A 13,772-nucleotide genomic window follows, 5' to 3' on the forward strand; every position below is an offset into this window, starting at 1 on the left:
TCATGCCTAAAACGCTGGAAATCCGCACGAAAGTGCATACCATCCTCATGCTGATCGGACCGACCGAATGCGGCAAGACGACGTTCGCCGAACGCGTGCTGCTGCCGAAGCTCAAGCTGGACAGCCCCGAGCGCGGCCTGCACGGCAACGTGCAGCTGCTGTCTTCCGACCGGATTCGGCAGGAGATGCTCGGCTATGAGTACGACAAATACGACTCGGTCATGCTGGAAGCGAGCGAGCAGACGTTTGCGCTGCTGTTCGAGCGGCTGAAACTTGCGACGACGTTTCCGATCAACGCGGAATTCGTGATTGTCGATACGACCGGCCTGTCCGAAGATTTTCGGCAGCAGGTGCGGGCGATCGCGCAGGAGAACCATTACAACGTCGAAGCGGTCGTGTTCGATTACCGCAAACGCAGCGATTATTACGCGTCGGAGCGCTCGAAGCGGCTGATCTCGACCCATATCAACCGGCTCAAAAAAGACGTGCTGCCGGCGCTGGCGAGAGAAGGCTACGACGCGGTGCACCGGGTCAAAGCGAAAGACTTCGGCGCTGCCGAACCGGCAGGAACGGGGACGGTGGAGACGGCAGATCCGGCAGATCCGGCAGATCCGATAGCGGCAGCGGCGGCAGAGGCGACAAGGGCAGCAGAAATTTCGGGGAGCGCAGGAGAAGAAGCCGGTTCGGCTTCTTCGGGAGTATCCGCCTCTTCGGAAGAGTCGACCGGGTATACCGTTGTCGTCGAGAATGAGGAGTCCTATGTCGGCTGCATCCTGCCGCAGGGCCGCGGTTCCATCGTAATCGGCGACGTGCACGAGAGCGTGGACGCGCTTCGGGGACTGCTGCTCGATTACGGCTGCACGTTCGAAGACGGACAGCTGATCCTGCCGGAGAAGCTGGCGCATACGGACTTTATTCTGGCCGGCGACTGGATCGACAAAGGCAAACGGACACGCGAGACGATCGAGTTCCTGCATGCGAACCGCAAGCATTTTCTGCTGGTCAAAGGCAACCACGAGAACTTCGTGTACAAATATCTGCGCGGCGAAATTTCCGGCGTGGACGGCGAACTGCTCGACAGCTACTTCGATTCGATCCCGGTTCTGCAAGAAGACGAAGCGCTGCGCGCCAAGTTCGACGAGCTGGTCGAAGCTTCGCGGCCGTTCTATCGCCGGATCGGCGTCGGCGAAGGGCAGCCGTCCTTCTACGTCACGCACGCGCCGTGCGAGAACAAATACATCGGCAAGCTCGACGCCTATGCGCAGCGCCATCAGCGCACGTTCCGGCTGCGTCCCGACCTGCCGAAGGAAGAACAGCTGGCCTTTCTCCAGCGGGACGCCGTCGGCAACCACCCGTATCATCTGTTCGGCCACGTCGCCGCGAAGCAGGCGTTCCGGCTCAAGAACAAGCTGCACCTCGATACCGGCGCGGTGCACGGCAATCTGCTGACTTCGGTCAGCATGGGCTACAAGCCGTTCTTCAAATCGCACAAAGCCGCGAACGCCGCGATTTCCGAAGAACTGCACACGCTGTTCGCGTATCAACGCCGCATTCAGCCTCGCGAGCTGAGCGATGAAGACCTGCGCCGCCTGCGCTATATCTCGCGCCACAAGATCAACTTCGTCTCCGGCACGATGTCGCCGTCCGACAAAGACCTGGGCGCCGGCGAACTGGAATCGCTGCGGCGCGGGCTGGATTATTTCCGCGGCCACGGCGTCCGCGAAGTGGTGCTCCAGCCCAAATACATGGGCTCGCGCTGCAATCTGTATCTGCATCGCTCGCCGGAAGAGAGCTTCGCCGTCAGCCGCAACGGCTACAAGATCAAGAGCGTGGATCTGACGCAGATCCACGCGGCGCTGATCGAACGCTTCGGCTCCTATATGGAGGAGCACGGGATCAGGCTGCTGATCCTCGACGGCGAATTGATGCCGTGGCACGCGCTCGGCGAAGGACTGATCGAGCGGCAGTTCCGCCCGATCGGCGAAGCGCTCAAGAGCGAACTGTCTTTCCTGCGCGAGCAGGGCTTCGAGCAGGCGCTGGACCGCCTGACTTCGGACTACGAAGAGAGCGGATTCGGCGTCGACCGTATCCATTCGTCCAAAGCGAAGCTAAGCGAGAAATACGGCAGCGGTACGTACCAGACGTACAAATACGTGCATGACATCCTCCAGGCGCGCATGCCGCTGGACGTCCATGAAGAAGCGCGCGCCGTCTACGAGCGCCAGCTCGGGCTGTACGCGCAGGCGGGCGAAGCGGCTTACAAGCCGTTCGGCCTGCTCAAGATCGTGTACGCCGACGGCCGCGAAGAACTGCCGGGCTTGACGCGCAAGCAGTCCGACCTGTACGCGTTCCTGTCCGGCGACAGCCTGCTGACGCTCGATCTGGCGGCGGACGACGCTTACGAACGGGCCGCGTCGTTCTTCGGCGAGCTGACGTCCGAGCGCGGCATGGAAGGCGTCGTCATCAAGCCGGAGCTTCCGCAAGGCGGCGTCGCGCCGAACATGAAAGTGCGCAACGCCGATTACCTGAGCATCGTGTACGGCTACGATTACCGCTTTCCGCACAAATACGCCAAGCTGATCAAGCAGAAAAGCATCCAGCGCAAGCTGCGCACCTCGATCGAGGAGCACCGCCTCGGCCTGCGCATGCTGTCCGTCCCGATCGACGACATCTCGCCCGAGCACGCGGAATACCGCGAAGCCGCTTCGGACCTGCTGTTCGAAGTGGCGGGGGAGAAAGAGATCGATCCGCGGCTGTAGAGATTCAGGGCTATACAGCTGTGGAATCCAGATTAACGTTGGGCGAATGAACGGCAGGCGGACACTTATTTTGCATGAAAAGCCGCCGGGCTGGCAAATCACTGCGAGAATGCACTTGTTTGGTATGAAAAGTTGTAGGAGTGACTCTTAGTTGCGGGAATACACTTATTTTGCATGAAGAGTCGACGGGAAGACCACTAATTGCGAGAATACACTTATTTTGCGGAAAACGGGCGTTTTCGGCGGCTGAATGCGGAAATAACTGTTCTCTCGCAATTATTTTGCGCAGAAAGGACAGATGGAGGGGAATAGCTGTTCTCTCGCAATTATTTCACGCAGAGAGGGCAGATGGAGGGGAATAGCTGTTCTCTCGCAATTATTTCGCCCCGGCGCGGACGGGTCGAACAAAATGACGGCTCGCGCGCCGCTCCTTGTTCCTTCTCTCATACCAGTCCGGCCTTCGATCTGCGTTCTCCGTCGTTCATTCTCCATCTTCTTCTCCAGCAAAAAAAGGCGAAACAAAAAAACCTCGAATCCCACAGCGGGATTCGAGGTTTTGATTTGTCCGGTTCCAAAGTTGTCGCGCCGCGCAGCTTGTCGGCTGTCGCAGCCTGCTTCCGGGCGAGAAGTTTGCCCGATCGCCCAGCCCGCCTGATCGCGAACGCGAAGCCAGCTCCCGGCCCGATCGCCCAGCCCGCTCCCGGCGTTATCGCCCAGCCCGCCTGATCGCGTTTCCCGCCTGCTCGCGCAATCCCGTCCGCTTCCGCGTACAGCCTTTACTGGCAGGCGCCCTGCGAAGTGCGCTCCAGGTCGATCTCCGGGGCGAGCGTGATCTCGAACGCGCGCCACCAGATGAAGTTCGGGTTGTTCTCCGGCAGCAGCGCGGCGGCGTACTGCGCGTAGCGCCAGTCGCGGGAGTTCGGGCCCGCTTCGCCTTCGGGAACGCCGAAGCGGCGAATGGCGCAGGCGGGAGCGCTCGTGCCGATGCCAAAAGCCGGCATGGCGGCCAGTTCGTGCGTACGCGTCTGCATGTCGGTGCGCAGCAGCTGCGTCAGGAAGTCGTAATCTTCCGGCGTGTTGAAGATGCGCATGTTCTGGTCGGCCGTCACGTTCGTGTACGGCGTGCGGGCGCGCGATTCGGTGCGGATCACGCCGATCTCAAGCGACTTGTACGAATAGTCTTTGAGGAAACGCTTGAACAGCAGCGAGCCGTGCGCGTCGAGCGCGAGGCCGAGCGGGCGTTCCTGGGTTTCTTTTTTGAGGAAAAAGAAACGGGACAGCGCCATGCCGAGCGACATGCCGATCTTGTTGCCGGCCGTGTTCCACGCGCTGTAGCCGAGCAGGATGCCGGTCGCCGGCGAATTCAGCAGCACCGGCGTCACGACGAGGCCGGCCGAGCCGCCGCGCGTGAAGTCGACGACAAGCGTCGGAATCTGCGCCGCGCGGTTCGCTTCGAGATGCGCGACCGCTTCGCCGATCACGTCTTCGCCTGTCAGCGCGACCAGTTCCAGCTCGAACGGCGTATCCGCCGCTCCGGCCGGCGGCGCGATCGGCGAACGTCCGTCACCGACGTACGTGCCGCCCGCGATATCGATATGCCGCAGAATATTGCGGTGCACGTCCATATATTCGTACGGATTGACGATCTCGGCTCCGTCCCGGCCGAAGTAACGCACGGCGACGACCGGCTTCGCGGGCGCTGCGTGCAGGTGGGCGGCCATTCGTGCCATGAGCACGTGGCCCAGTCCGTCGGCGTCCGGCAGAATCACGGCGCGATCCGGGTTCTGGCCTTCGCTGCCGCCGAGCCATTCGTCGATACGCGCTTCGATCCAGTCGATCTCGTTCGCCTGCACGCCCTGCGTGGAAGCGTCGTCCACGCCGATCGCGGCGAAGTCGATGCCCGCGTCGCGTACGAGCGTCTCCAGCACGCGGCGGTTCGTTTTGAACTTGTGGCGGCGCGCGTTGTAATACCGCTCTTTGTTCAGGTAGATCGTGTCTTCGTACGGCGTACCGTCCGGCTTCAGGTCGTACCCGTCCAGAATGGCGTCGAAGTCAGTCTGGGCAAGCCGCGGCTTCATCGTCAGCGCCCGCGATTCGTTATACACTTCGATGCTCAGCCCTTCCGCCATCGTCGTCGTGGCGAGGCGCATGACGGTATCGAGCAGGAAGACCGGCTTGTTCGGGTAATCGCGCTTCAGCCCGGCGACCGTGTCCAGCAGCGAATCGACGGCCGGATCGTAATTCGGGTACTCGCCCCCGGCATCGTCTCGCAGCCGCCGGCTGCCGATCAGTCCGCCGTACACGAGCATGTCGGTCGAGATGATAAAGCCGTCGGCCGCCGCCGCATGCTGCCGCAGAAACTGCTGCACGCCGGCGGGATCGCCGTAAGACGCGCCGCTCGTGCCGACGACTTCAGTGCCTTCGATCTGTCCCGTGTCGTCCATCCGGTTGCGGATGACCGACGCTTCCGGTGTCAGCACTTCGAGGCCGGCCGCTTTGCCCTGCAAAATAACGTCGTCGAGATTGGCCGGACGGTCGTCCAGCGGTACGTATACTACTTTTTTCATCGTAAAATCTCCTTTTAGGTTCGATTCGGCTTCTGCGCCGTACGACGGAAAATTCCGCCTTCACAAAGAAAGGAGGAAATTCGGCGCTTTTTACAACCGGCTGCGAAAAAAAAATTTTTTTGGCTCGAAAAAAACCCCTCTATCGGTATGTACGTTTTTTCCGATCAAACGTTGTGCCTTTTTGGAAAATGATTCTATCCAAATGGCAAAGTTTATATTATGATAAGAGCGAACGTTTGTTCTGATTTGATTCAAAAGGAGGGATCGCCTTGACCGAAGACACGATCGAACATTACCGGATGGAACTGCGGCGCGCCGCTTGGCGCTTCCGCTATAGGCAGAGGATTCGCGGACGAAACGAAAGATCCGGGCTCGAAGAGGGCGAACGGAACCGGGCGGCGGAACCGTGTGTCCTCGAAGCGGAACGCTCGGCGCGTGAATACGTCGGACTGATTCCTTTTGACAAAGGCAGGGACGTCATCCGAGCGCTGTTTCTGGAAGGAAGAACGGAAGCCGAGACGGCGCAGAGCCTTCGGATCAGCCAGCAGGGGGTGAGCAAATGGAAACGCAAATCGCTGGAGCATCTGCGCCGAACGTTGAATTCCTGAAGCTGCTGGAGCGGTCGAGAGCGGGAGACCGCAGCGCGCTGATGCGTGTGGTCGAGCTGCTCGAACCGGATATTGCGGAACTGAGCCGGGGTATGCAGATGGAGCGGAGCGACGCGATGCAGACGCTCCGCACGGAGCTGATCGGGCTTGTCCTGCGCCGGCCGGCCGAAATTTAAGTTGACTTTCCGGCGATTTGCCCGATATAATAGCGTGTGCAATAAATGCACATGCAACTATATTGGCGGATCGTACGACGGAAACGTTCGAACGCCTGAGGAGAATGCGCATGGACCATCAAGCCGATACGCTTGGCTTCCTGCTGTCGCGAACTTATCTGGCGTATGCCAAAGCGGCCGGCAAGATCACCGCCGGGGCAGACATGACGCCCGAACAGTACGGGGTGCTGCACAGGCTGACGCTGGCCGACGGCGTTTCGCAGAAAAAGCTGGCCGCGATCCACTCGCGCGATCAGACGTCGATCAGCAAAGTGCTGGACAAGCTCGAACACAAAGAGATGATCGTGCGGCGCGGCAATCCGACCGACCGGCGCAGCGTGCTCGTGCATTTGACAGACAAAGGTCGGGACGTCGAACGGCTGCTGACCCCGCTGATGGAAGCGAGCAACGCGGAAGCGATCGAAGGATTGACGGAAGAAGAGTTGAATTTGTTCATTCGGGTACTGAACCGAATTTTCGGGAATGTATCCGGGTGACTTTTTTTGTCTAAATAGATGCACATTCAACCATTTAAATTTGAGTCACTGTGAAGCATGAATCGAAGCATGAATCGAAGCAGGAACGACTTACAAGAGGAGAGAATTTTTTTCATGAAACAAGCTTTCAAGACCATGATGAGCATTACGACGACCCGGGTCGGGATCGTCTTCGCGCTGTTCGTACCGCTGCTGTTCGTCCTGCTCTGGATGACCGGCTACGACGGCGCGACGCAGCGGATCGACCGTCTGCAGGCCGCCGTCGTCAACGAAGCGGGCGCAGCCGGCGAGACGATCTCGCAGAGCCTCGCCGATTCCGCTCCGTTCGGCACGACCGTCGTCGCGGATCTCGACCAGGCCAACTCGGCGATGGACGCCGGAGATTACGCGATGGTCATTCGCATCCCGGCGAGTATCGCATCCGACCTGCGCAGCGGTTCGGCCGAATTGACCTACTACATCAACCAGGGCACGTCCCAAGTGGCGGCCGCGATGATGGAAGGCGCCGCGACGAAGATCACCGACGGCATGAACGCGGCGGTATCGGGCGGGGCGGCCGCTGCGCCGATCCGGGCCGAAATCGTCAAAACGCACGAACAGAGCAATTTTGCCGTCACGATGCTGCCGATGATCCTCGGCTTCATTCCGTATATCGCGATGATGACGATGAATATCCAGTTCAACATTACCGCGCAGATCATGAAGCACCGCACCGGCAAATGGGCGATTTTCTGGAGCCGTCAGCTGCTGCTTCTGCTGATCTGCGTCGCCGCTCCGCTCGTGATCGTGCTTGTGGCGCGGCTGTTCGCCGAACCGGCCTCTTCGCTGTGGAGCCTGTGGTTGCTGCTGAGCCTCGTCTTCCTGGCGAGCGCCTGCCTGACGCAGATGAGCTTTGCGCTGCTGGGCAACGCGGCTCCGCTGTTCAATGTCGCGCTCGTGCCGATCCAGCTTATGACGGCGGGCAATATCATCCCGGCCGATATGCTGGCGCCGTTCTATCGTCATCTGGGCAGCTTCCTGCCGGCGCCGAACGGTATTCAGGGCTTTATGCGCCTGATCTACAACGGGGACGGAGCCGGCACATTCATGCTGCATCTGCTGCTGATCGCGCTCGTCACCTGGGCGATTACGCTGCTGCGCGTCCGGCTGCAGCCGGACAATCCGGCACCGGCCGCTGCCGGGCAGGCAGGCGCTCCGGGCCGAACGGCCGCGTCGCATTGATTCCGTAAGGCAGCGTGGCATGCGCATCCTCGGCTTGTTCTTTATTCGAAGCGGGTACTCTCCAGCAGAGTGCCCGCTTTTTTGCGCCTACCATTAAGGGTACAGGACTCGTACGCGAAGTTGATTTCGGTGAACGGAGCGGTTACAATGAGGGAAGAGGTGATAGTTTATACTATCAAAAGATAGCTTGTCGTATCTCCCGGTGGAATGCGAGAAGGAGGAGGCGTCATGAGAAAAACATCGGTGCCGGCCCGGCCGGCTCAACCGAATCAGATCCGCATGAATCATATTCTGGACACGGCGACCGGACTGCTGATCGAGAAGCCGAACGCTTCGCTGAACGAGATCGCGCAGCAGGCCGGTATCGGCATCGCGACGCTGCACCGTTACGTGGAGAGCCGAGAGCAGCTGATGGTCCGGCTGGGCTTCCGGGCGATCGAAGTCGTTCGGACCGCGATCGCGGGCGTGGCGTTCGACGAGGAGCAGGCGGAACGTTACGTGACCGACTTGATCGAAGCGCTCGTGCCGCTTGGCGACAAAGTACATTTTCTCGTGCACGACGCTTCGGTCAACGAAAATCCGGAGATCGAGCAAGCGTACGAGAAGCTGCGGCAGCCGGTCATGGAAGCGTTCGAGCGGCTGCGCGAGCGGGGCGTCTTCCGGGCGGAACTGCAGCCGGAATGGATGTGGGGCACGGCGTATTCGCTGCTGTTTCTGGCGTGGGAACAGATCCGGGCGGGTGTGCTCGCGCCCCGCGCGGCGGTCAGCCTCGTGGCGGATACGCTGTGCAGGGGACTCGGGCCCGATAGACGTCGATAACCTATTCGGGCCTGCGGCCCTCAAGGAGGACGAAGCATGAAGATCGAGACGGGTTACGGGCATATTCGGGTAGCGGAGAAAGCGCTGCGCAAGATCGTAGCCGGCGCGCTGGCGCAGACGGAAGGGATCGTGATCGAAGGGATCGCGCTTGAAAAAAAGAGTCCGAAGCAAGACGGTTCAACCGCCTCTTCGGACCGGCTGCGCGCAGCCGCCAAAAGCGGCCGTATCGCGCTGCATCTTCGCGACCGCTTTCTCGACGTCGAGCTTCGGATCGACGTGCGCTTCGGCGCACGCATTCCCGAAGTGTGCCGGCAGCTCAAGTACAATGTCGGCACGGGCATCGAGACGCTAACCGGACTTGCGGTCGGCACGGTGACGATCGTCGTCGAGAATCTGATCGGGCTTCGGATCGACCGCGGCGAAGGACATTTGGACAGGCAGCCAGGAATTTGACCTTTTTTAGACAGACATAAGGAGAGTGTACGTACATGCCGAACATCGTAAAAGCCGATCCCCGTTCGACGGTCGGCGCCAAGCTGCTCATGATGGCCATGGGTCAAACGGCTCATGCGCTGATCGGCAGCCGCGACGTCCGGACGGTGGAACGCGTCATGCGCAAGCTGTGGCGCGCGGATCGCAACCGCTTCAGCTACGAATACGCGTACGAAGCCAAGCACGCAGACGAGACGATGGGCGTCGTTACCTGCTGCCCCGCTTCCCGGTTGGAGCAGTTGGCCTGGCCGACTTTCACCCGGCTGCTGGCTTACCGCAAGCTTCCGCTGATTGCTTACCATCTGCTTCACCCGCGCCAACTGCTGGCATTGACCGGTCTCAAGGAAGGGCTCAGCGACGAATTCCATATCGCGGCGCTGGCGACCATGCCGCACGGACGCGGACTGGGAATCGGCTCGAAGTTGATCGCTTTTGCCGAAGAAGAGGCACTGCGCCAGCGCTTCACCGCCTGCTCGCTGACGGTCAGCCTCGGCAACCCGGACGCCCGGCGGCTGTACGAGCGCCTCGGCTACCGGGTAACCGACGAGCTGCCCGGCCTGTCGCTGCAGCGGATGCGCAAAGCGCTCATTTGACCGCCTGCCCGTGCGGGGCGGGCTTTTGCTGCCGGATTCGGGAGAATGGTTCGTTTCGGGGGTTGAGCTTTTGCTCCCCGGAACACATAATAGACACAGAACCTACACCGGAAATGGAGCGTCAACTTTTGAAAACATTCAAAAAAGTATATATCGAAATTACGAGCGTCTGCAATCTGTCCTGCCACTTCTGTCCACCGACGGCGCGTCAGGCGAAGTTTATCAAGCCGGAGACGTTCGCGCAGATTTTGGACAAAATCGATCCGCATACCAACCATATCTACCTGCATGTCAAAGGCGAACCGCTGCTGCATCCCAAAATCGACGTCCTGCTCGATTTGGCGCACGAGCGCGGCTTCAACGTCAACATCACGACGAACGGCACGCTGATCGCCAAAAACCGCGACAAGCTGCTCGGCAAGCCGGCGCTGCGCCAGATGAACTTTTCGCTGCACAGCTTCGACGGCCATGCCGGTTCGACCGACCGCAACGGCTATCTGGCCGATATCCTGTCGTTCGTACGCGACGCTTCGCAGCATGAGGTGTCCGGCAAGCTGATCTTCTCGTTCCGCCTGTGGAACCTGACCGAAGACAATATGACCAACGCCGCGCGCAGCCGCAACCGCGAGACGCTGGAGCTGATCGAGCGCGAATACGCACTGGATTACCGGATCGAGGAGCGGTTCGAGCGCGGCAAAGGGCTCAAAGTATCGGGCAACGTCTACCTGAACCAGGACCACGAGTTCCAATGGCCGAGCCTGAGCGCGCCCGAAGACGACGGCAAAGGCTTCTGCCACGCGCTGCGCAGCCATGCGGCTATTCTGGTCGACGGCACGGTCGTGCCCTGCTGCCTGGACGGCGAAGGCGTGATCAATCTCGGCAACGTGCTGGAGCAGGAATTTTCCGAGATCGTCGAGAGCAAGCGCGCCAACGATCTCGTCTACGGTTTTTCCCGCCGCGAAGCGGTGGAGGAGCTGTGCCGCAAGTGCGGATATCGCAAAAGATTCGGGGCTTGACGGCGGATTGGAAGGCAGGGCGAAAGCGGTGCGAAAGCGGGGAGACGTCTCGCAGAGCGATCGGCCTGTCGGATGCGCCGGCAGGGAAGCAGGCTTTCGTGTACGAATTTTTCATCGACGAGCCCTGCCGCAATCAAGGGTACGGGCAGGCCGCCATGCGGTCGCCCGACGATACGGCGCGCTCGCTCGGAGCGTTCTCGATCGGGCTGCATGTATTCGGACATAATGCCACCGCGCTGCACGTATACCGCAAAGCCGGCTGCGAGGTGACCGATTACAAAATGGCCAAAAGACTGTAAAGGCAATTTCAGTGTGTCCGAAAACCCGACTTTCCCTACGGAAACTCGGGTTTTTTGGCGTATTCGGGATGTGTGCGATAGCGGCTTCCGGAGTCTGGATTCCGGAGGTTAGCCGAATCTGAATTCGAATCCGGGGGTTCGGCCTACTCTTTTTAGCCTAACCGCTTGCCGACTGTGCCCAATCGTGCGCCCGGCGATACCCGGTCCGAATGACCGCCGCATCGAACCGTAGGCCCACCAATATTCAACCTGCGTACCTGCTGTATCCAGCCGTACGTTCGCCAACATCCAATTTGAATGACCACCGCATCCAACCGTACGCCCACCAATATCCAACCTGCGTACCCGCTGTGCCCAATCGTGCGTCTGCCAACACCCAACTTGAATGACCGCCGCATCCAACTGTACGCCCACCAATATCCAACCTGCGTACCTCCCTGTATCCAGTCGTGCGTTCGCCAACATCCAATCCGCATCCCCATCACGCCCCACGCGGTACGTAACGAATCCTCCTATCGCTATTTGCCGATATTCGGCCTTTTTCTAAATCTAACGAATCGCTGTATCCTTATTGGCCCGAAAAAGGCCGATTTCAAGCGATTCAGGCCCAATAACGTTATCACGATTCGTTAGTTTGGAAAAAAGCGCGTTAAAAGCCAAAATAGCGTGCCTACGATTCGTTACGGTCGGCGCAGAAGCGAAGAAACGAGTCCAAGCGCCAATGTCAGGCTGACGATTCTTCGAAATCCCGAATTTCGAGGAATCCCGCAGCTACAAGCCTCCCGCCGCTTTAATCCTCCCGCAGCTACAAGCCTACTGATGCTCCAAGCATCTGGCGGCTTCAGGAATCGAGAACGTCAAGCTTCCCGTATCCCCGAGCGCTACGCACCGCACATCCGGTCTCTCCAAACATTCCGCAGCACCTCGCATTCTGCACCTTGCCCCCCGCACCCCGCACGGCCCCCGCGTATCCCCCAGCACTCCGCATCCTGCACCGCGCCCGCACATATCCCCCATCCCCGGCATCGCGCCTTCCTTCCAACAGACCGTCTACCGAAATTCCGAGTCCGGTGCTTTGCTTTCGCGTTCTCGGTTTCTTTATAATAGAAGGAAATCAGGAACAGGCAGACAGAAAGGATGAGCGGCATTGAGAAAAAAAGCGATCGACGCCTTTGTCAGAAACGAACGGGAAGAGAAGCTTGCGGTCTGGGCGGACGAATTGGCGGGACGTTTTGCGAAGCGTGCCGCGAAGCATGATCGGGAAGGGTCGTTTCCGTTCGAAAACTTCGAGGAATTGAGAGCGGGCGGGTATGCCAAGCTGACGCTGTCGGAAGAGCAGGGCGGCGACGGCGTGTCGTTGTACGAATGGCTGCTCGTGCAGGAGCGTCTCGCACGCGGGGACGGTTCGACCGCGCTCAGCGCGGGCTGGCACGGAGGCATGATGCTGCATTACCGCGAGACGGACATTTGGCCGGAGCCGAGCTATGCGGACTTTTGCCGGGATGTGGCGTCTTCGGGCGCGATGATCAACAAGTTTGCGAGCGAGCGCGCGACCGGCAGCCCGACGCGCGGAGGACGCCCGCAGACGACGGCGGTGCGCGTCGAAGGCGGCTGGACGCTGACCGGACGCAAGACGTACAGCACGCTCAGTCCGCTGCTGACGGACTATATCGTCAGCGCCGGGATCGAGAATTCGCCGGAAGTCGGCGATTTCATCATCCGGCTCGGCGCGCCGGGCCGAAACAACGGCAGCGGCAGCGCCTCCTCTTCCTCCGCCGACGCCGCAGCCGCCACAGCCACCACAGCCTCTGACGCAGCCACCACAGCCGCCACATCCTCTGACGCCGCAGCCTCCGCCACTGCAGCCGTCGCGCCGGAATCTCAGCCCGAACGGCACGCACCGGCGTCTTCGCCGTTTGCTGACGGAGGCGCCGCGCTGCCCGATCTCGCCGAGATCGCGCGGCGCGCCGAAGCGTCCGAGCGCCGCGCGGCCGACCTGCGGGCAGCCGCGGGCGTCACGCTGGAGGAGACATGGGACACGCTCGGCATGCGCGCCACCGGCAGTCACGACATCGTGCTGGATCGTGTGTTCGTGCCCGACGAACAGGTGATGGGCATCTACGCGCCCGGGCAGCCCAAAGGCGGGATCGACGACGGAGACGGCTGGATGCTGCATATTCCGGCCTGCTATCTCGGCATCGCGTACGCGGCGCGGGATTACGCGCTGAACTTCGCCAAAAATTACACGCCGAACAGCCTCAAGGAACCGATCGCGACGCTGCCGCATATCCGGCAGTGGATCGGGCAGATCGACAGCGAGCTGCGTCTGGCGCGTACGGCGCTGTATGACATTGCCGACCGCTGGGATACCCGGCCGGAGGAGCGGTCTTCCATGCGGCCGGAATTCGGCTGGGTCAAGTACAATGCGACCCATCTCGCCGCGCAGGTCGTCGACAAGGCGATGAAGATCGTCGGCGGCGCAAGCTTGTCGCGCAGCCTGCCGCTGGAGCGGTATTACCGCGACGTGCGGGCCGGCCTGCACAATCCGCCGATGGAAGACGCCGTGCTTCAGACGCTGGCGCGCACCGCGCTGGAAGAATGATCGGCGTCCGGTCCGGGCTTTTCGGCGGAGAAGTCCGCACGAAGCCCGCGTCCGGCATCTGTCCGATAGACGAAGAGGACCCGT

Annotated in this window: 13 protein-coding genes; 12 read left to right on the forward strand and 1 reads right to left on the reverse strand. The window is 60.6% G+C overall.

Annotated features, from left to right (window positions below; genetic code table 11):
- Positions 1-14 precede the first annotated feature (14 nt).
- Both FFV09_RS15115 and FFV09_RS15120 read left to right on the forward strand, forming a co-directional pair.
- Complete coding sequence (locus FFV09_RS15115) at positions 15-2,759, forward strand: AAA family ATPase (protein ID WP_246098575.1); 2,745 nt, start codon at positions 15-17, stop codon at positions 2,757-2,759.
- 348 nt (positions 2,760-3,107) lie between these two features.
- Positions 3,108-3,485, forward strand: a complete 378-nt coding sequence (locus tag FFV09_RS15120) for a hypothetical protein (protein WP_141448601.1) — start codon at positions 3,108-3,110, stop codon at positions 3,483-3,485.
- Positions 3,486-3,535: 50 nt separating this feature from the next.
- Here FFV09_RS15120 and FFV09_RS15125 read toward each other — a convergent pair whose 3' ends face one another.
- The gene (locus FFV09_RS15125; protein ID WP_141448602.1) at positions 3,536-5,326 is read right to left on the reverse strand and encodes a DUF4127 family protein; all 1,791 of its coding nucleotides are present in this window, start codon (positions 5,324-5,326) and stop codon (positions 3,536-3,538) included.
- Between the two features lie 269 nt (positions 5,327-5,595).
- Between FFV09_RS15125 and FFV09_RS15130 the strand changes: the two genes are divergently transcribed.
- The 10 genes from FFV09_RS15130 to FFV09_RS15175 all read left to right on the forward strand — a co-directional run bounded on the left by FFV09_RS15130 (position 5,596) and on the right by FFV09_RS15175 (position 13,688).
- A complete protein-coding gene (locus tag FFV09_RS15130) occupies positions 5,596-5,934 on the forward strand; it encodes a sigma factor-like helix-turn-helix DNA-binding protein (RefSeq protein ID WP_141448603.1) in 339 nt (112 codons plus the stop codon).
- A complete protein-coding gene (locus FFV09_RS15135) occupies positions 5,886-6,110 on the forward strand; it encodes a hypothetical protein (protein ID WP_141448604.1) in 225 nt (74 codons plus the stop codon). The genes FFV09_RS15130 and FFV09_RS15135 overlap by 49 nt, the downstream gene beginning before the upstream one ends.
- A 110-nt stretch (positions 6,111-6,220) precedes the next feature.
- The gene (locus FFV09_RS15140) at positions 6,221-6,646 is read left to right on the forward strand and encodes a MarR family winged helix-turn-helix transcriptional regulator (RefSeq protein WP_170315044.1); all 426 of its coding nucleotides are present in this window, start codon (positions 6,221-6,223) and stop codon (positions 6,644-6,646) included.
- A gap of 114 nt (positions 6,647-6,760) precedes the next feature.
- Positions 6,761-7,867: a YhgE/Pip domain-containing protein gene (locus tag FFV09_RS15145; protein ID WP_246098352.1), complete on the forward strand. Its 1,107-nt coding sequence runs from the start codon at positions 6,761-6,763 to the stop codon at positions 7,865-7,867.
- 228 nt (positions 7,868-8,095) lie between these two features.
- A complete protein-coding gene (locus FFV09_RS15150) occupies positions 8,096-8,686 on the forward strand; it encodes a TetR/AcrR family transcriptional regulator (protein WP_141448606.1) in 591 nt (196 codons plus the stop codon).
- A 36-nt stretch (positions 8,687-8,722) separates the two neighbouring features.
- Positions 8,723-9,139, forward strand: a complete 417-nt coding sequence (locus FFV09_RS15155; protein ID WP_141448607.1) for an Asp23/Gls24 family envelope stress response protein — start codon at positions 8,723-8,725, stop codon at positions 9,137-9,139.
- Between the two features lie 35 nt (positions 9,140-9,174).
- Positions 9,175-9,771: a GNAT family N-acetyltransferase gene (locus tag FFV09_RS15160; RefSeq protein WP_141448608.1), complete on the forward strand. Its 597-nt coding sequence runs from the start codon at positions 9,175-9,177 to the stop codon at positions 9,769-9,771.
- Positions 9,772-9,899: 128 nt separating this feature from the next.
- On the forward strand, positions 9,900-10,787 hold the full coding sequence (locus FFV09_RS15165; protein ID WP_141448609.1) for a radical SAM/SPASM domain-containing protein: 888 nt from the start codon (positions 9,900-9,902) through the stop codon (positions 10,785-10,787).
- On the forward strand, positions 10,757-11,086 hold the full coding sequence (locus tag FFV09_RS23820) for a GNAT family N-acetyltransferase (protein ID WP_170315045.1): 330 nt from the start codon (positions 10,757-10,759) through the stop codon (positions 11,084-11,086). Before FFV09_RS15165 ends, FFV09_RS23820 begins: the two co-directional genes overlap by 31 nt.
- Positions 11,087-12,233: 1,147 nt before the next feature.
- The gene (locus FFV09_RS15175) at positions 12,234-13,688 is read left to right on the forward strand and encodes an acyl-CoA dehydrogenase family protein (protein WP_141448611.1); all 1,455 of its coding nucleotides are present in this window, start codon (positions 12,234-12,236) and stop codon (positions 13,686-13,688) included.
- Positions 13,689-13,772: the final 84 nt, after the last annotated feature.

The sequence above is a fragment of the Saccharibacillus brassicae genome, assembly GCF_006542275.1.
GTDB lineage: Bacteria > Bacillota > Bacilli > Paenibacillales > Paenibacillaceae > Saccharibacillus > Saccharibacillus brassicae.

Excerpts from the sequence above, each read along its gene's own strand:
- FFV09_RS15125 (WP_141448602.1), bottom strand. The coding sequence starts at position 5,326 with ATGAAAAAAGTAGTATACGTACCGCTGGACGACCGTCCGGCCAATCTC.
- FFV09_RS15155 (WP_141448607.1), top strand. The coding sequence starts at position 8,723 with ATGAAGATCGAGACGGGTTACGGGCATATTCGGGTAGCGGAGAAAGCG.
- FFV09_RS15120 (WP_141448601.1), top strand. The coding sequence starts at position 3,108 with ATGGAGGGGAATAGCTGTTCTCTCGCAATTATTTCGCCCCGGCGCGGA.
- FFV09_RS15135 (WP_141448604.1), top strand. The coding sequence starts at position 5,886 with ATGGAAACGCAAATCGCTGGAGCATCTGCGCCGAACGTTGAATTCCTG.
- FFV09_RS15145 (WP_246098352.1), top strand. The coding sequence starts at position 6,761 with ATGAAACAAGCTTTCAAGACCATGATGAGCATTACGACGACCCGGGTC.
- FFV09_RS15160 (WP_141448608.1), top strand. The coding sequence starts at position 9,175 with ATGCCGAACATCGTAAAAGCCGATCCCCGTTCGACGGTCGGCGCCAAG.
- FFV09_RS15140 (WP_170315044.1), top strand. The coding sequence starts at position 6,221 with ATGGACCATCAAGCCGATACGCTTGGCTTCCTGCTGTCGCGAACTTAT.
- FFV09_RS15150 (WP_141448606.1), top strand. The coding sequence starts at position 8,096 with ATGAGAAAAACATCGGTGCCGGCCCGGCCGGCTCAACCGAATCAGATC.